Raw genomic sequence first — 18,186 nt, 5'->3', positions numbered from 1 at the left:
TAAGAGTCACCGATAGAGTCAGCCGTACAGGCGCCCGCCGTGATCAGACCCTGAGTTTCACCGTCGATAGAAATATAACATGGAGTTGGCATAGTAAAATCCTTAGAGGTTGTGTGTAATAACACTAACTCTTAGTCAAAAAGCGCGCCAAAATTAAAATGTATATATTTCAACAATTTAAGCATTTGTTAATATACAAGCTGAGCAACTTTTTGCTCGAATCGAGCAAGATCTTGCCCAGATCGAGCAAAAAGTTGCCCGGAGAGAAAAGTATTCTCTACACTGTCAGTAGCGCTTTGTCCTTATAATACGTCCCTATAAATCGCATAGAAATCGCATAGAAATCGTCTCGCCTCCGCAGGACTCGTCAATCTAACAAAGCGAATATGTTGATATTGAGGATTGTCCATATCTGCTAAGTACCTTGCACGATTCGAATGATAGGTTTTGATCGTCCACAATAAAATTGAATCTCTACTGAAAAATGATTTTCTCAGCGTTTCTCTATTGCCCGTGTTGGGCCACAACTCTTTGCCTGAAATTGAGCGGCTTAAAGCTCGTCTCACTGCATGAAAGAGGGTTCTCGACAATGAGTAGTCAACCCATACCACAGTATCAACGTTATGCCATTTAATGACACGCGTTCGATTGTAATTACCGTCCAGTACCCAGCTCGGCGCTTTCAGCTCATCTTCTAGGCGAGAGAAAAACTCCTCGTCACTGGACTCCTGCCAGTTCGGTTTCCAAAAAAGTCGATCCATTTCGATATGGGGGCACTCAAGGTGACGAGCTAGTTGGGCTGAAAATGTTGATTTTCCGCTACCACTGGTTCCGACTACATTGATCTTGTTCATGCCATTACTTGCCCAACTTGTTGAATATGCGCGCAGTAAAACATGTTAAATGTGCATTTTCAAACATCTAACCAATATTTGTTAACATTTCAGTCGTCTCGCTTCACAAAGCCTTCTAAGGGTAGCTAGCCACATGTATACAAAGTGAAGTATGATTGTTTTATTAGCGAAATAAATGGTTTGAGAGTGAACGCCGCTTATGGCAAATCTAAAAAATTCTGTGGCGAAAAACGTCAAGACAAAAGTCGCCGGCCAAACCCAGGATGACGTGGTTTATTGTCATATCTTTGATGCAATTCTAGAGCAGCGTCTACCTCCAGCAACAAAGCTGAATGAAGAAGCACTCGCTGAAATCTTTAGTGTCAGCCGCACCATCATACGTCGAGCGTTGCTGCGTCTATCGATGGAACAAGTTGTGAGTATTCGTCCTAACCGAGGTGCGATGGTATCTGCACCAACAAAAGATGAAGCGAAGCAGATCATCAAAGCGCGTGAGGTGATGGAATTGGCGATTACCGAATTAGCGGTTGAACGTGCCACACCAGCCAAAATTGAAGAGTGTCGCCGCTTAGTAGAGAAAGAGAACGACGCATTTGCCAACGGTGACTACGGTAAAGGGTTGCGTCTGTCTGGAGAATTCCATATCAAACTCGCTGAAATGGCCCACAATACGCCTTTGCTGGCATTCCAAAGGAGCTTAGTTTCTCAGACCTCTCTACTCATTGCTCAGTACGAAACTGGTAATCACGCCAACTGTTCGCTCGATGAACATTCCAACCTACTTGACGCTATAGAAGCGGGCGATGCCGCACAGGCTTTGTCTCTGATGCAGGAGCATATCAACCACATTCGGTCTCGGCTCAATCTTGACAGTAGCACTGCCTCTAATGATCTGCATGTTGTCTTCTCGGATATATTGAACCGTAAATAGTCTCTAACACTTCCCTCTGAAATGTAAAATCACAAGCCATTTCTTGTTTCATTTTTGTAAAATCAAAGTTGACCTTGGAGTCAAATCAACCAATTATTAACCCAAAGGTCAGAAAAAACATCGGAACATTAGTGTCAATGCACAAGGAGGTCTCTTGATTACTTTCAATGAAGTCGTGATTTTTTGGCCCTCATCAATCAGGACATGCATTTCCTCGTTAACATGGTCCATCTCTTCACGCATATTGATGATGTCTCTTGCGGAGTTTTCAATCGCATCGCTGACAATAGTCGTTAACGAGGTTGCGGTATGAGCCTGCTCTGCGGTTTCAGATGCGGTATCGGCGACCGTTGAAACCGATTGATATAGCTCGGTCGCAGCGGCGGCTACGGTCGTCAACTGGTGCCTTTGTGCTTCCAGTTTTTCTGCATTGGTATGCGCCGTCGCACCATTGGCCTGCGCTTTCTCACCGAGCGCTTCCGATGAACGATTCACATCTTGCACAATCTGTCGCAGCGACTCAGTAAAACTGTTGATGCCTTCAGTAATGTCAGCAAACTCACGATACTTAGCAGGCGCGAGTTTGTTAGTCAGGTCTCCATCACCCGACGCTAAGTCTTTTATCACCTCGGTCAACTGAGAGATAGGCCTGATTACCGTCATCGCCAACACAGAGACAATAACAATTGAGATGATGATATCGAGCACGATAAGCTCAATAATGCTGGTATTCAGCGAACTAGCCAACTTGGCATCCAAAGCGCCAGTATCAAAGTAGACCACCACTTCACCCACTGAATGCTCCTCACCATATTCGACAATATCAGACTGGCTCTAAGGCTGTTTTCAGCGAGAAATTGGGCTTTATTCACTACGTCGACGGTTTGCCGCTGTTCACCATTCCCTTGCTGAGTGAGGAACAGTAGATCCTTGCCTTCATTGTCTACTAACTGAATCGCTGCTATCTCTGGCAAATTGAGCTCTGCGGATATGGATACCTTGGCCGACTCCAGATCGAAATCCCATACCGATTTGGGCAAACTGATCTTCATTCGTTGGGTCGTATTTTCCACTGAATGTTCCAGTTCTTGATGCAAGTTAACTTTGAAACTCTGATATTTGATAAATGCTGACACGAGCAACACAAGGGTCAGAGCGATGATCACCTGAACTAGGAATACGAATTTTAATCTTTTCAAAACTGATCCCTTGGATGAATGAGACAGATAATTAAAAAGTAGTAATTGATTAATCAATAATCAAACAAAGTCATTAATGAGATTAAAATCTCATAAAATAAGGTTCGGGCCGACTCAAAGTCATAGGGGCTTATGCCATGATAAAAGCGCTAAACAAGCTCACAGGACTAGGTATGCCCGAAACGATGGTGATCGCCTAACAATTAGTCATGTTAGGCGTGTTTTTAACTGATTGGAGTTATCTTTAAAAGAGGCTTTGAAGATCGGTTAGATTTGTGGCCGCGCCGTTTCAATCGTAGACGGTGGTAAATGCGGCAAGACGATTTGCGGCAGCTCACCCGTCAAAGATTTGAGAAACTCGGTGATTTTGCCAGACTCATCGTTAGTCAGCTTTTGCCCCAACTGAACGTCTGCCATCACTTCTACCGCTTCTTGAAGATCCCACACTGAGCCGTCGTGGAAGTAGGGGTAGGTAAGCTCAATATTACGCAATGTCGGCACCTTAAAGACAAACTCATCGAACTCTTTGCCAGTAATTGCTTTGCGTCCTACATCTGTGTTGGCGGTTTCAAAAGGCTTCACTAACCCCATTTTTTGGTACATCTGCCCTCCGGCTAAGGGGCCGCTATGACACGCCGTACACCCCTTCGCTTTGAACAGCTCATAACCTTCCACTTGGGCTGTGGTGAGCGCGCTGTCTTCGCCTCTTAACCACAAGTCAAACGGTGCATTGGGGGTACGAAGCGTTTTCTCAAAAGTCGCGATGGCGTCCGTAACTTGCTCTAAGGTGAACTCTTCCACCCCATACGCTTGTTTGAACCAAGTGCGGTACTGAGGAATCGATTTCAAGGTGTCGATCGCCAACTGATGGGTAAATGCCATCTCTAGCGGATTCTCAATCGGCCCTGCTGCCTGCTCTTGAAGATCTTTGGCACGACCATTCCAGAACTGCACAAAGTTGAGATCCGAGTTAAATACCGTGGGTGAATTGATCGGCCCAATCGCCCATTTATGTCCAATAGAACTTGGTAGGTTATCCACCCCACCCTTGGCCACGTTATGACATGAGTTACACGAAATCGTGTTAGAGGCTGATAGTCGAGGCTCAAACCATAAGGTTTTTCCCAATTCAACTTTCTTCGCATCCAACCCAACAACCGGATCAATCACTTTGATCGGTTCTTGCGCCTGTCGTTCTGCCAAGGTCACAAATGACACGACAGATAAGAGACTCACTGCAATGATTTTTTTCATCGTTACTTCCTTTCTCGAGAGTTATTCCAATCTCACTAGAGTTGCGCATTTCTTGACCGATGCGCTTTGGCAAGTAACTTAAAGCAAACGATTTTGCGGTGATAACGCAAAAAAACGATGGTTTTTATGACAAAAATCGATGTTAAAAGCGCGTAATCTGCACAAAGCTTGTGCAATCTTTCATCGCGCGCGTCGATTTACTATTTGTTTACATTTTTATAAAGAATGTAATCGACGCCTTTGTTGATGCAAATCAAACAAAGAAACCGTGGAAGACCTCGCTTGTTTAGTGACTTAGCCATTACGACAGCTCTTATGGTTAAACGCGTATTTTCAATGCTCGCTGCATAGTAGTGCAACTACAAATTGTATTTCACCATTTTGGAGATATGACTCGAGTTTTATTGGGCGAGTTTGGCTGTGATATATTTATTTAGCACTCGCTGCATTAAATCCATTCTCACAGGTTTAGGAACAACATCGTTGAAACCCTGTTCAATGTAGTGCAACGCATCTCTATCTGAGTTGTTGGCGGTTAAGGCGACGATCGCCGTTCCTGGAGCTAAGTTTTCCCTGCGGATGGTTTTCATAGCCTCTATGCCATCCATCACCGGCATTTGGATGTCCATAAAAACAATATCAAAATGGTGCTGTTTGAGAATATCTAAACACTCTTGTCCATTGCCTGCGGTAGTCGTCTCGACCTGTAGGGTATTCAGCATCTTTTGTGCAACGATCTGATTGACTCTCATGTCCTCAACAATCAGAGCAGAGAGCCCTGTACTATTCGGCGCAACATCAATGTTCGCACTCTTTTCCTGCCCTGTATTTCTGCTACAAACTGCGTTAATTAAACTAAAAATATCGTAGGGTTTGGTCAGCTTTGTCACCCACTCCGAATCAGGGGCAGCGACGTGAAGATCGCCAATCACTATGCACGGTTTCCCCTCCGCAATCGCATCGTTGTCACTGAATCCCTGAGCGCCACTGAGGTAGTGAACTGTCAGCTCTCCGTTGTCGTCAAACAATCCAAGTTGGTTCAGCTCTGACGAAATTAACCTTTGTACTCGGATATCTTGCGCGACAACTCGTATGCGCTGATTGCGAATCTGTGGACAGAGAATCGTCTTTTCTCCTTCTACTACAACGGGGATGGATACGTTGAACTGTGTTCCTTGCCCAAGCTCACTTTGCACCTCTAATCTACCCTTCATCATGTTGATAAGTGACTGACATATAGATAACCCCAATCCCGTACCACCGTACTTCCTCGTGATTGAGTCATCTGCCTGAACAAACTCCTCAAACACCTTATTAAGTTGTTGTTGCGACATTCCAATGCCAGTATCAGTCACAGATAACTTTAGATAGCGTTGTTGGTGTAAGGTCTCAACCGATAACGATACATCCACATATCCGCTATCAGTAAACTTGAGGGCGTTATAGCTAAGATTATTGATGATTTGCAGTAACTTCGTTTTGTCACCAACAATCTTGTAGTCCTTCTCCATCGGTGAGCAAAACATAATCTCAACATCGGGTTTGTTGGTTTCAACAAAAATGGTCTTGGATAATTTGATGAGTTCACTACAGTAGAAAACGTCTCGGTCAAGCTTCATCTTGCCCTGCTCGATCTTACTCAAATCCAGCACGCTATTGATGAGCTTTAGTAAGTGTTTCCCAGAGTCATTAATCATTGCCACAAAACTGCGCGTCTGCTCGTCTGTGTTGAGGTAATATTCTTTGTGGCTCAAGCCGATAACCGCATTGAGTGGTGTTCGCATCTCATGGGACATATTGGCAAGAAATCGCGCTTTAGCCGTCGCGCTTTGCTCGGCAAGCTTCTTAGCCTCTTCCATTTTATCCGTGCGCTCTTTTAAGTCTCGACTCAGTTTAATTTGATTGAGATACATCCATGAAATCACACCAACCATCATTGCCAAACAAGCAGAAATGACCGCGAGATAGGTGTATTGCTGGCTGTAGAACTGCTGTTTCTGTTGTACAAACATCATCTGATTTTTTTGCACTTCAGAGACGAACGATGACATATAAACATTGAGTTGCGAGTAGAGGCTATTTAACTGAGTCAACACGGTTTTCATCTTCAGCTCACTCTCATCCAACGTCATCTGATCTAGATTGTTGCCTAGCGCATCTAATCTGGCACGAATCGATGCTAACTTCTTTACGTCACCAAACTGTTGGTGAATCTGAACGGTTCTCTCCGCATGCAAATCTTGTAATATACTGGAGCGATAGACGCGCGCCTTCATCTTCATTCTCGCCAAAGACCGTTCCGAGCGGTCACGTGAAAACTCAATAATTTCCAGTTTGAGCATCAATAACTTACCTTTAGCGGAGATGTTATTGTTCACGATTGTCACGTACGGCTGCGGCGGAATTCGCTGAAACTCGCTCATAGAATGAAAAAAGTAAACCACCATTACAATCAGTACCGCACATAGCACTGATGTAACAATGACAAATAAGCGCCCCTGCGTGAGGAGTGGTTTATCCATATCTTTACTCAATGACCAGTTCCTTTACCTGCCAAACCGACAAACTATAGTAGTAGTCGTTTCTCAGTTCAGGATTCTCTGAAAATGGATACACAATAAAGAAGGGGCCTTTGTCGTCGATTGTCATCCTCTTTCCGGCTTCGTGAGTGGCAAGCAACAAACCGTACTTTTCGGCATCGGCGATCGGCATCGTCACCACGTAATCGTCCCAAGCAACTACCTTCAACGTTTCTCCCTCAGCACCGACATAATCAAGCACTGAGACAAGCTTAGGGCCGGTATACTCGACGATTTGTTCGACAACATGGTTATTGGTCATGATAGATCCTTGCTCTAGCGCGAGGATCATTTCTTCATCAAACACGACACCCTGATTAGAGTTAGATTGGGTGATATTGCCCGAAACCCAAAGAACTGGCTCTGATTTAGGGGCAGGAAGCGCATAAGCGAGATTAATGAGGCTAAGAGCTAAACTCAGTAAAGTGGTGTATCTGACACCGCGGATAAGTGCTGCTGACATCAATTCATTTCCTCCAGACCTAACTTTTTTATAGCCATGAGCAAAACTTCAATTAATTTCAGTATAGACAAGGTTTTCTACCACTAATAAAACTCACTTCGACATTGTTGATGCCAATATATAACGTTATGAAACCGATAACTTATAGTTAGGAGTGCAGGCATTGCGGCCTGCGACTTCTACCAACGACCTGTAAAAAACCCCGGAACAGGGGCCGGGGGATCTCAAGTGAGATAAAGAGCGGGAAATACCACGTTTGCATGAATCACGCCTACCGGATTAGCCGTCCGGTAAGCGGGATGGGGAGTGCGATTAATTAATGATCGCACCTTGTTCTACCCATGTACCGATCAAGGTTCGTTCGTCGTCGGTCATTTGTGTTAGGTTGCCAAGCGGCATCACTTTTGTGCCGAGAGCGGAGCAAACCTTTCGCGGGCAATGCTGGATCGGGTTCGCGGTTCTCTTCAATCGCACTGACCAGATTACGCTGAGCAGGCATGATCCCAGCGTACGCAACCGCCGGCGCTCTGATCTATGTTGCTTTCGTTATGATGAGCAGTATGCAGCACGTCGATTGGAAGGATTTCACCAACGGAGCACCAGCCGCCATCACAGCGCTAATGCTGCCTCTAACCTTCTCCATTGCTAACGGTATCGCACTTGGTTTTATCACCTATACAGTGCTCAAAGTCGCTACCGGTAAGACAAAAGATGTTTCCATCTCAATGTACTTCCTGACGGTGATATTCGTTGCCAAGCTCATCTATATCTAAACCTGATGCGCCGCAATTATTTCAAGCAAACACACCACTAGCCTGATACAAGATTCAGGCTAGTGGTCAACATACACATTTCGTGACCCTACGCATGTCGATATTCGTCAACTGATCGAACGCCATAAACGAGCGGCTTCCCGTTTAGCTAAAAAAGCCCTCGGTGAGTAACTGAACATTCGTACTCACTCAGTGCCAATCTGACAATAACCAGATTGGCACGCTATTCACTCGCCTTTTCTTAGGTCATTCGTTTCCTGAATAAAGCATTCATCAGCAATTCATCTCTGTCGATGCAAAATATCCATACTTTAAGCATGGAGAAAAAACATGGACAGCAATCCAAACAGAGCAATATCAACGCCAATGATCTGGTTTCATTGGCTAAGTGGAATTGGCATGATTTTGGTCTTAGTATCAGGACTCATCATGGATGATGACCCCAGCAACCTCTTGTTCAACGCTCACGTATCATTCGGCATACTGGTGCTGGCAGTGAGTATCCCTAGACTGATCGCACGACTCATGGTTGGTATGCCACAACCTGTTCCGCCGCGAGGCAAACTGGAAGATATAGCGGCTAAAATAGTGCTCTATTCCTTGCTGACACTCACCGTCCTTCTGCCATTATCAGGCATTGCGTTAACCCTTGGAGAAGGTGACGGTTTAAGTCTATTTGGTTTACCGCTAATGCTCCCCGGTAACGAAATAGAGTGGCTAGAGAATTTAGGAGAAGGGATTCATGAATTTGCTGGAGAAACGTTACTACCCGTGCTCTTGCTACTCCATGTCTCGGCAAGCCTGCTTCACCATTTCGTGAAGAGAGATAGCATTCTGCTAAGGATGTTAGGTCGCAGCTAGCGCTACTATCCCGACCCACTCGCGTGCCAACGGACTCTCTGAGGCACGCATCACTCACTTAGTTTACTGATTATAAATAACGGGTGGATTAGGGACAGCAGTACACTGTAGTAGCCTAGCTAGAATGGAGTATAGACAAGCGTTTAAACTATTTAAATGATCAGCAAACATCTGTGAATTGCATCGCGGCTAATTTTGGAGAATTGGATATGCTTAAGGCAACAACAATTAAGGAACTCAATCAAGATGAAAAAATTGATCATTCTGTTGCTGGCGGCTATGGCGGTCTTTAGTGTTCCATCCATCGCTTCAGAACGTGCCGATATTGGCTGGCAGTGGATCAAGCAGGGTGCATTAATCGTCGATGTTCGAACCCCGCAGGAGTTCGAAGCTGGGCATCTAGACAACGCTGTCAACTACCCCCTATCTCAACTGGCGACGCACTTTGCCAACATCGACAAAGAGAAACAAATCGTCCTCTACTGCCGGAGCGGAAACCGCTCAGGTCAAGCCTATCAATACTTAGTTTCTCAAGGGTTTACTAATCTGCACAATGCTGGCGGTTTGGTTGAGATGCAAAATGCTCAGTAACCTCTACTGAGCATCATCCTCTAAATCTGATACTACTTAACCAAACTCAGCAACTAAAAGGACATACGTGCTAGGTTAAGTGGACACACGGGGTTAAGTGGACACACACCATAAAGGATGAAAATGGTATGAGTTGTTGATACCTCCGTGGAAGGCTGGATTATTCCAGATTGTCGCATGTAGGCGACTTTCTTAACCTAAGTGAATCAAACACTACTTGGGGAAAAAGATGACAATCGCCAGAAAACACCAACTGTGTGTCGATGCCACACCTTACTATCATTGCGTTTCTCGCTGTGTCAGACGAAGTTTTCTATGTGGAAAAGACCCCGTTACCCAGCAGTGCTATGAACACCGACGGGCTTGGATTAAAAGAAAGATGTTGGCGCTATCGCAAGTCTATTGCATCGATATCTGCGCTTACGCCATCATGGCCAACCACTATCATCTAGTTGTGCATATCAATTGTTCAAAAGCCCTAAACTTATCTCATCAAGAAGTGGTTGAGCGTTGGAAGCAAGACCACAAGTTGCCAAGTTTAATAACGAGGTGGTTAGATGGGCAACTCACCAATAATGTTGAAGTCGAAGCATGTATGACTATTATTGAGTCGTGGCGAGAACGGTTATGGAACCTCAGTTGGTTTATGAAAGAGCTCAACTTTGACATTGCTTGCCAAGCAAACAAAGAAGACGAGTGTAAAGGCCATTTTTGGGAAAGTCGTTTTAAAAGTCAGGCCTTACTTGATGAACAAGCACTTGCTGCCACCATGGCTTACGTTGATTTAAATCCATTAAGAGCAGGGATAGCGAAGACGCCAGAGGCCTCAGACTATACATCGATTCAAGCGAGAATAGAGGCACTAAACAATCAGCAAGAAACGGCTCCTTACCTCCATCCATTTATAGGCAATTCGGCAGACATTCAACTCGATGGTATTCCATTTCGACTTATCGAGTATATTGAACTGGTTGACTGGACTGCACGTCAATTCCGAGAGGGCAAAGCCCAGCTAAGTAGAAGCATTCCACCAATATTAGAGCGTTTGAATATCAACAAGCGAAAGTGGCTTAATGCTTGTACAGAGTTAGAACGTCGCCGGGCGACCAGTATAGGCTGTATCACGAGCGCAATAATGGCCAAGCACGTGTTTAATAGAAAACGAATTAATTTGTTTCGATTGGACAGTTAGTTTTAGTGCTAAACTTATGATTTCTAACTAAACCTGACGGGTTTAGCGCTTCTCAATACCTCAAGAATCCCCATAAGACCTAACCAACACTAAAATCGCTGCAATATTGAAATGAATCTCAAAGTGCGTTGATAAAACCCACGACTAGCAAAGCAACTTTCACCAAACATAGCTGAACTCGTTACGGTGCCTGTCCCTGTAACAAAAAAGGCCCTTAGCAATTTAAGAGCCTTAATATCTGTTGTCTGTGGTTTAAAGGTGGGAATTAAGCGTTTTCTGCGTCTGCTACCATTGCTTTTGCTAGCGCTTCTGCGACTTTAATACCGTCGATGCCAGCAGATAAGATACCACCCGCGTAGCCAGCACCCTCACCAGCAGGGTAGAAACCTTTAAGGTTTATGCTCTGGAAGTCTTTACCACGTTTGATACACACTGGTGAAGACGTACGAGTCTCTACACCGGTTAGTAGACCATCTTCCGAGGCAAACCCTTTGATCTTCTTATCAAACGCTGGAATGGCTTCGCGGATTGCTTCAATTGCGAAATCTGGCAATGCTTTCGAGATGTCAGTCAGCTTGATACCTGGTGTAAATGATGGTTCAACATCACCAATCTGGCTTGGATCGCGACCTTTAAGGAAATCACCGATCTTCTGAGCTGGCGCATCGTAGTTTTCGCCGCCCAGTACATATGCGCCCGACTCAAGTTCACGTTGGAAACGAATACCTGCAAGTGGGTCTCCAGGGTAATCGCGCTCAGGGTCGATACCAACAACGATAGCACTGTTTGCGTTGCGCTCTGAACGTGAGTATTGGCTCATACCGTTAGTAACAACTCGCCCTTCTTCTGAAGTCGCCGCTACTACCGTTCCGCCCGGACACATACAGAAGCTGTACACAGTACGGCCATTCTTACAATGGTGAACCAGTTTGTAATCCGCGGCGCCAAGAATTGGGTTACCTGCGTTTGGTCCAAAACGAGCTTCATCAATCATCGACTGTTTATGTTCGACACGGAATCCCACAGAGAATGGTTTCGCTTCCATGTAAACACCGCGATCATGCAGCATCTCAAACGTGTCACGAGCACTGTGACCAACTGCAAGAACAACATAGCGTGAATGAATTTGCTCACCATTTGACAATGTAAGACCAGTAATCTGTTCACCATCCATGTGGATGTCATCGACACGAGTACTGAAACGAATTTCACCACCTAGCTCGATGATTTTCGCACGCATTTTCTCAATCATGGTAACCAGCTTAAAGGTACCAATATGTGGCTTACTGACGTATAGAATCTCTTCTGGTGCGCCTGCTTCAACAAACTCAGTGATCACTTTACGACCGTAGAAGTTTGGATCTTTCACTTGGCTGTATAGCTTACCGTCAGAAAAAGTACCTGCACCACCCTCACCAAACTGTACGTTTGATTCTGTATTTAGGGTGCGTTTGCGCCAAAAGCCAAACGTATCTTTAGTACGCTCACGTACTTCTTTACCACGCTCGACAATAATAGGGTTGAAACCCATCTGCGCGAGAACAAGACCGGCAAATAGACCGCAAGGACCAAAACCAATTACAACCGGACGCTCTGTTAGGTTCTTAGGTGCCTGAGCGACAAACTTATATTCCATATCTGGCGTTTGTTTTACATGCGGATCGCTAACGAATTGCTCTAAAAGCATCTGTTCGTTTTCAACAACAACGTCCAGAGTATAGATAAGTAGGATGTTTGCTTTCTTACGAGCATCGTAGCCACGTCTGAAGATATTGAAAGAGATAACCTGGTCAGCAGAAATACCAAGTTTCTTTGTAATCGCAGCGATTAACGCCTCTTCCTCGTGATCTAAAGGAAGCTTAATTTCAGTTAAACGTATCATGTTGATGTCTCGTAATCATAGGTGTCTTAGCCAGACCGAGAACGGCTAGCTCACAATGGCGCGCATTTTACGAGAAATTGAATTGTCTGTCATACTAAATCAGTTTGGTGGACTCATTTACACGAAGATTCGCTACACAGAATGTTGAATTTTGCCTTGGGATGAGTATTATCCCCATTCTTCAATTTTGACTAACTTAAGAGCGGATCGTCATGGCGTTTGTGGTAACGGATAACTGTATCCAATGTAAATATACTGACTGTGTTGCGGTATGCCCTGCTGATGCCTTCCATGAAGGGCCAAACTTTATGGTCATCAACCCGATCGAGTGTATCGATTGTGGTCTGTGTGTTGACGAGTGTGATGCACATGCGATCTTTCAGGAAGACGAAGTGCCTGATGATCAAACTATCTACATTCAATTGAATGCTGAGTTAGCAGAGCTGTGGCCAGTTCAGACTGAAGTAAAACCAGCCATGGACGAAGCTGAAAAGTGGAATGGTGTGCCTAACAAACTAGACATGCTAGAGAAATAGAGCGAGACCACTGCCTCGCTGAATCGAAAACTGCGTCTTAGCTGTGCTGACGACGCAGGTTATCGAGAATAATTCCCGTCGCCATTGCCACATTCAATGATTCGGCACCACCGAAAGCGGGGATAGTAATCTTATCTGTCACAAACTTAGCGGCCTGCTCTCGGACGCCGTGAGACTCGCTACCCATCAGTAAAATACCCTGCGCAGCGAACTTCGTACTATGTACACTCTCGCCTTCTAAAAACGCACCATAAACTGGCAGGTTCGCTTGCTCAAGATACGCAGGCAGATCGAGCTGACTCACCGTCACACGACCAAAACTGCCCATAGTCGCACTGATGGTTTTCGGGTTATATGGGTCAGCACAATCAGTGCTGGCAACAATGTGTTTAATGCCATACCAGTCAGCGACACGAATAATGGTACCCAAGTTGCCAGGATCAGACACACCATCTAAAGCAATCATCAAACCTTGCGCTTTTGGCACTTCAACACTTGGGATCTCAACCACAGCAATCGCCGCATTGTTACTCACCAGCGTACTCGCTTTAGTCAGTTCATCAAGTGATGCCTCAATACACTCAAAGCCACTTAGCTCCTGATCATGCTGCGCCAGAAACTCACCCGTAGCAAAAATCTGCTTTACGGTCAGTTCGCTATTGGCCAACTCAAGAACATTCTTTTCACCCTGGACCAAAAACAGACCATGCGCCTTGCGCTGTTTCTTTTGGCCTAAAGCTCGAAGTAATTTAAGTTGGTTTTTCGAAATCATAATCTTTCCAGAGTGAAATTGGGGTGTCCCGGATAAAAGCGCAAGGATTATAGATGAAAGCGATTTAACCTGCCACCTGCTTACTGCTCATGGGTCATTTTTGTTGCCACCGCAAAACGGTTCCAGGCATTGATCATGATCACGTACATTTCAATGTTTTGAGCGCACGCCTGTGGGATAAATGCCAATGGAATTCGCCAACTCGTTAAGGTAACATTGCCGACCTTTTTTTAATGGTAGGAGGTTCGAATGTTTATTGGCTTTGACTATGGAACGGCAAACTGCTCGGTAGCCAAAATTGCGCTTTCTGATCATCCGCACTATCGCGCAACAATGCAACTGTTATCAGAACAGTTGGAAGTGGATATCAGTTTTGAGGACATGACCAATGCGATCGAATCACCAAAACAGAAGATGACAGAACTGGTCAAAGAAGCCGTTGAACAAGGTGGCATCACGCCTGATGCTATCTTTATGACTGGCGGTTCCGCTCGCTCTCCTATTTTGCGTAACGCTGTTCAACAAACCCTGCCTAACATTCAGGTTGTCAGTGGCAACTACTTTGGCTCGGTGACCGCTGGGCAGAAGTCTGCTTTAAATAACAAATCGTCTCAAACGAAAGCTTGAGACGATTTACATTGTAAATCGGAATTATTAAAGTCTTTGAGCTGACTCGTAAATGGACAACATCACCTCTGTTTAGCAAAAGGTTTCAAATTCCTACATAAAATTCATTATTTTTGTCTCGCTTTTTGCACTTGAACGAAATTTTCCAAATTAAAATGCGAAAAACCTATCTGATTAATCTACACTTTTTGTCGATTATCATTTCTTACATCGCAGTTCCTTAGGGGAAAACATCATGAGAATTTCACCTTTAGTGTTAGCACTACTCTCTGTCAGTGGTACGGCAGTAGCGTCTAGTCCAACAAAGCCATTCGCAGATACTATTTATGTTGGCGGCGATATCATTACCGTTAACGACTCCAACCTAACCGCTGAAGCTATCGCGATTAAAAATGGTCGCATCTTAGCGGTTGGTAAAAAATCAGAACTGATGGCGTTGCGAGATGATCATACCAATATTGTTGATTTAGATGGAAAAGCCATGATACCTGGCTTTATCGATGGTCATGGACATGTTTTTAACACTGGGGTTCAAGCGTTGTCTGCCAACTTACTTGCCGCTCCAGACGGAAACGTAAGTGACATTTCATCCTTACAAAAAGCACTAAGCTCTTGGGTTGCAAAGCCTGAAAATAGCAAACATGGAATCATTCTAGGCTTTGGCTATGATGACTCACAGCTAAAAGAACAAAGGCATCCTACTCGTCAGGAGTTGGATGTGGTGTCTAAAGAGCTACCGATACTGATTATTCATCAGTCCGGACACTTAGCAACCTTGAACAGCAAAGCATTGCAACTCGCAGGCCTAACAGCAGAAAGTACCGACCCAGATGGGGGGAAAATTCGCAGAGAGAGCGACGGAAAAACACCGAATGGGGTACTAGAGGAGACCGCTTTCTTTGGCACCTTACTGCCGCTAATGGCCAAACTCAACGCAAAAGAAAATGAAGTTATTTTTAAAGCGGGTATGGAGTTATACGCGAGTTTTGGTTACACCACCGCACAAGAAGGGCGTGCTTCGACGTCTGCCGTGAAAACCATGTATGACTTAGCTCAACAAGGAAAACTCCCGATCGATGTGGCCGCGTATCCTGATATTCAAGTAGCTAAAGAAGTCATTGCTCCACCGTATTACTCAAGCGAATATTCTAATGGATTTCGAGTGGCAGGCGCTAAGCTTAACCTCGATGGTTCTCCTCAGGGCAAAACCGCGTGGCTAACAAAACCTTATCTCATTCCACCAGTTGGTCAAGAGAAAGGCTACAAAGGTTATCCAAGCATGAGTGATGAAAAAGCTGCCGAATTCATTGAGTTGGCGCAACGCAATGGATGGCAGTTGTTAACCCACGTCAACGGTGATGCCGCGATTGACCAGTTACTTAACGGAATTGAAGCAAGTGAAAAAATCCACGGTATCGCAGACCGAGGCTTTGTCGCGATACATGCTCAGACTGCTCGTAAAGATCAGGTTGAGCGATTTAAACAATTGGGCGTATTTCCTTCGTTTTTTCCAATGCATACCTTCTATTGGGGTGATTGGCACATGAACTCTGTTTTGGGCAAAGGACGTGCAGAGAATATCTCCCCTACAGGTTGGGCGCGAGACTTGGGAATGATCTATACCTCGCACCATGATTCGCCTGTAGCTCTGCCTAATTCCATGCGAGTCTATTCCGCAACCGTTAATCGTGTCAGTCGTACTGGTCATGTGTTGGGGCCAAAACAACGTGTCTCAGCACTGGACGGATTGAAATCGCAAACCTTGTGGGCAGCGATTCAATACAAAGAAGAGAAAAATAAAGGATCACTAGAAGTAGGTAAACTCGCTGACCTAGTTATTTTGTCTGAGAATCCACTGACAGCAAAACCTGAAACACTGGCTGATATCAAAGTGTTGGAAACGATAAAAGAAGGTCAAACGGTATATTCAAGTGCTCAAAACGTCGCTTCGGGTAGCTGTGTAAACACCAAGCGATGTCAGGAAATCGCCACCGCTACGATGATTTCAGCAGGGCTATTGCATCATTCGCATTGATGCGCTCGCTTTGTCACCAACAGATAGGAAGCCACTTGGGCTTCCTATCTTTTAAACACTGTGAGTTTTACTTGTGTTCGACGTAAATAAGCTCTGACACGTTGAACCCATTCTGCTGAGCCAATCGCTCAAACTTTGCTTTGACATCAGGGCTAACGTCTGGCTTGCGCGACAATAACCACAGATAATCGGTATTTGGACCTGATACAAATGCGTAGTCGTAATTCTGTTTATCTAATTCAAACACCACGTATGAGCCATAAAAAGGACCAAAAAACGAGACTTTCAGATAGCCCTCATTCTCGCTGTTGACGAAGTAGGCCTTTCCTTCAGCCTGCTTCCACTCTTTGTTCTCAGCCGAATAGCCACGGTTGATGACCGATACGCCACCGTCAGGGCGCATAACATATTCGGCAGTTACATCGCTTAAACCACGCTCGAACGAATGATCTAAACGAGCCACTTCGTACCATTTGCCTAGGTAACTATCGAGCTTAAAATCGCTAACAGGTTGAACGTTTTGAGGCATACCCAAACAGCCCGCGAGTGACAGTAGAGCGATGCATAGCAATAAGTGCTTCATGGTTTACTCCGTTAAAAAACCAATAAGTGACTGTTGATACGATGATTTTTCATAATAGCTCATTTGCCAACGACAATGATTATTTATAAACAACTTTGAAGCGTTCTAACACCAACATCATCTCTTGGGTCGGTTCAATGCCCAGTTCTGCACACTCTTTACTAAAAAAGTCCCAGTGTGCTTCTCGCCACCATTGAAGAGACTTATCTCCTTCCCTCTCTTCTGCAGCAAACTCAGCGCTGACATCACAATACTTAGCGGTACTCACTGAACTGATTTCAACGATGCAAACTGGATTTCCATGCCAGTCAGTCACAACTTGAAGATGGCCGACCTGAGGCATCGGCTCGCCTTGGTGACGATACCAATACTCCATGCTGCATGACGCACGTTTCTCACCGCGAAGGATCAGATCAGCGCATAGGTTGGCGTTATACTCATCATTACAATAGTAATCTGAACTAAATGAGGTGTGCTGTGCAGCAAGCTCTGCAGGCAATGAGTTTAAATACTGATCCAGATAGGCCTGACTTCTTTCATCCATGATTTTCGATACTCCAATAAAAACAAAACCTTGTATATAAAGAAACGACGTCTTTCACTGGCTATTGTGCCTTAAACATCAGAGCTAGTTCAAACCGATTCGTTGTTCTTATAGCGCGACAACTGAAATTGGAAAATTGGAGGGACACGCTTTAACAATTCATTTCTAAACTCTATTCTTGGTGTGTGATGAGATGGTCACCTCTATCTCGGCATCGCAATGTGCCATGATTAACTTTTGACAGAATCAAGGATAAAGGTGACCAACATGAAATATAGGCTTATTAGTATCGATTTAGCAAAAAATGTGTTTCAGATTGCTGTATTCGACCGACAAAACAGACCGGTTTCGAATTGCCAAGTACGCCGAAATAGATTGTTGGACACGTTAAGGCAATATGCTCCAACCACTGTTGTGATGGAAGCTTGTTACAGCTCAAATTATTGGGGGCGTGCAATTGAAAAGCTTGGGCATACGGTGAAGCTCGTACCTGCTCGAATGGTTAAAGCG

General features: G+C 44.8%; 14 protein-coding genes and 5 pseudogenes. 9 read left to right on the top strand and 10 right to left on the bottom strand.

The annotated features are described in order from the left end of the window. Both DA100_RS06950 and DA100_RS06945 read right to left on the bottom strand, forming a co-directional pair. Nucleotides 1–92, bottom strand: a pseudogene (locus DA100_RS06950) (type VI secretion system tube protein Hcp); the annotation flags it as partial. Between the two features lie 210 nt (nt 93–302). Further along, the gene (locus DA100_RS06945) at nt 303–854 is read right to left on the bottom strand and encodes an adenylate kinase (protein ID WP_138971516.1); all 552 of its coding nucleotides are present in this window, start codon (nt 852–854) and stop codon (nt 303–305) included. 199 nt (nt 855–1,053) lie between these two features. Between DA100_RS06945 and DA100_RS06940 the strand changes: the two genes are divergently transcribed. After that, nucleotides 1,054–1,785 carry a GntR family transcriptional regulator gene (locus tag DA100_RS06940; protein ID WP_138971515.1) on the top strand — a complete coding sequence of 244 codons (732 nt, stop codon included), beginning with the start codon at nt 1,054–1,056 and terminating at the stop codon, nt 1,783–1,785. A gap of 156 nt (nt 1,786–1,941) precedes the next feature. On the opposite strand, the pseudogene DA100_RS06935 reads toward DA100_RS06940, so the two are convergent. The 4 genes and pseudogenes from DA100_RS06935 to DA100_RS06915 form a co-directional block, all read right to left on the bottom strand. Continuing rightward, nucleotides 1,942–2,984, bottom strand: a pseudogene (locus tag DA100_RS06935) (methyl-accepting chemotaxis protein); the annotation flags it as partial. 267 nt (nt 2,985–3,251) lie between these two features. Further along, entirely contained in the window at nt 3,252–4,238 is a 987-nt protein-coding gene (locus DA100_RS06930) for a cytochrome-c peroxidase (RefSeq protein WP_138971514.1), read from the bottom strand. Nucleotides 4,239–4,639: 401 nt separating this feature from the next. Beyond that, complete coding sequence (locus DA100_RS06920) at nt 4,640–6,760, bottom strand: ATP-binding protein (RefSeq protein ID WP_138971513.1); 2,121 nt, start codon at nt 6,758–6,760, stop codon at nt 4,640–4,642. Between the two features lie 4 nt (nt 6,761–6,764). Next, entirely contained in the window at nt 6,765–7,280 is a 516-nt protein-coding gene (locus DA100_RS06915) for a hypothetical protein (RefSeq protein ID WP_138971512.1), read from the bottom strand. Nucleotides 7,281–7,741: 461 nt separating this feature from the next. Between DA100_RS06915 and DA100_RS06910 the strand changes: the two are divergent. From DA100_RS06910 to DA100_RS06895, 4 genes and pseudogenes are all read left to right on the top strand, one after another. Then, nucleotides 7,742–8,053 (top strand): annotated as a pseudogene (locus tag DA100_RS06910) (NCS2 family permease); the annotation flags it as partial. A 330-nt stretch (nt 8,054–8,383) separates the two neighbouring features. Next, a complete protein-coding gene (locus DA100_RS06905; protein ID WP_138971511.1) occupies nt 8,384–8,914 on the top strand; it encodes a cytochrome b/b6 domain-containing protein in 531 nt (176 codons plus the stop codon). A gap of 246 nt (nt 8,915–9,160) precedes the next feature. After that, nucleotides 9,161–9,505, top strand: a complete 345-nt coding sequence (locus tag DA100_RS06900) for a rhodanese-like domain-containing protein (RefSeq protein WP_138971510.1) — start codon at nt 9,161–9,163, stop codon at nt 9,503–9,505. Between the two features lie 229 nt (nt 9,506–9,734). Beyond that, nucleotides 9,735–10,697 (top strand): transposase, encoded by a 963-nt coding sequence (locus tag DA100_RS06895; RefSeq protein WP_171052160.1) that lies wholly within the window; start codon nt 9,735–9,737, stop codon nt 10,695–10,697. Nucleotides 10,698–10,962: 265 nt separating this feature from the next. Here DA100_RS06895 and DA100_RS06890 read toward each other — a convergent pair whose 3' ends face one another. Next, nucleotides 10,963–12,579 (bottom strand): NAD(P)/FAD-dependent oxidoreductase, encoded by a 1,617-nt coding sequence (locus DA100_RS06890; RefSeq protein ID WP_138971509.1) that lies wholly within the window; start codon nt 12,577–12,579, stop codon nt 10,963–10,965. Nucleotides 12,580–12,791: 212 nt separating this feature from the next. Between DA100_RS06890 and fdxA the strand changes: the two genes are divergently transcribed. After that, nucleotides 12,792–13,115 (top strand): ferredoxin FdxA, encoded by a 324-nt coding sequence (gene fdxA / locus DA100_RS06885; RefSeq protein ID WP_006880303.1) that lies wholly within the window; start codon nt 12,792–12,794, stop codon nt 13,113–13,115. Between the two features lie 37 nt (nt 13,116–13,152). On the opposite strand, the gene DA100_RS06880 is transcribed toward fdxA, so the two are convergent. Continuing rightward, entirely contained in the window at nt 13,153–13,887 is a 735-nt protein-coding gene (locus DA100_RS06880) for an RNA methyltransferase (protein ID WP_138971508.1), read from the bottom strand. Between the two features lie 291 nt (nt 13,888–14,178). On the opposite strand from DA100_RS06880, the pseudogene DA100_RS06870 reads away from it, so the two are divergent. Then, nucleotides 14,179–14,489, top strand: a pseudogene (locus tag DA100_RS06870) (molecular chaperone); the annotation flags it as partial. A 260-nt stretch (nt 14,490–14,749) separates the two neighbouring features. Continuing rightward, nucleotides 14,750–16,549 carry an amidohydrolase gene (locus tag DA100_RS06865; RefSeq protein WP_138971507.1) on the top strand — a complete coding sequence of 600 codons (1,800 nt, stop codon included), beginning with the start codon at nt 14,750–14,752 and terminating at the stop codon, nt 16,547–16,549. 67 nt (nt 16,550–16,616) lie between these two features. Here the strand turns inward: DA100_RS06865 and DA100_RS06860 are convergent, their stop codons facing one another. Together DA100_RS06860 and DA100_RS06855 are read right to left on the bottom strand one after the other, a co-directional pair. After that, nucleotides 16,617–17,132, bottom strand: coding sequence for a lipocalin family protein (locus DA100_RS06860; RefSeq protein WP_138971506.1), 516 nt, complete (start codon nt 17,130–17,132; stop codon nt 16,617–16,619). Between the two features lie 79 nt (nt 17,133–17,211). Continuing rightward, complete coding sequence (locus tag DA100_RS06855; RefSeq protein ID WP_138971505.1) at nt 17,212–17,676, bottom strand: ASCH domain-containing protein; 465 nt, start codon at nt 17,674–17,676, stop codon at nt 17,212–17,214. Between the two features lie 267 nt (nt 17,677–17,943). Between DA100_RS06855 and DA100_RS06850 the strand changes: the two are divergent. Next, nucleotides 17,944–18,186, top strand: a pseudogene (locus DA100_RS06850) (IS110 family transposase); the annotation flags it as partial.

It is taken from the genome of Vibrio sp. Hep-1b-8, from assembly GCF_006124995.1.
Taxonomy (GTDB): Bacteria; Pseudomonadota; Gammaproteobacteria; order Enterobacterales; family Vibrionaceae; genus Vibrio.
The sequence above is the reverse complement of the archived record's forward strand: the minus strand, read 5'-3'. Positions and strand labels throughout refer to the sequence as shown.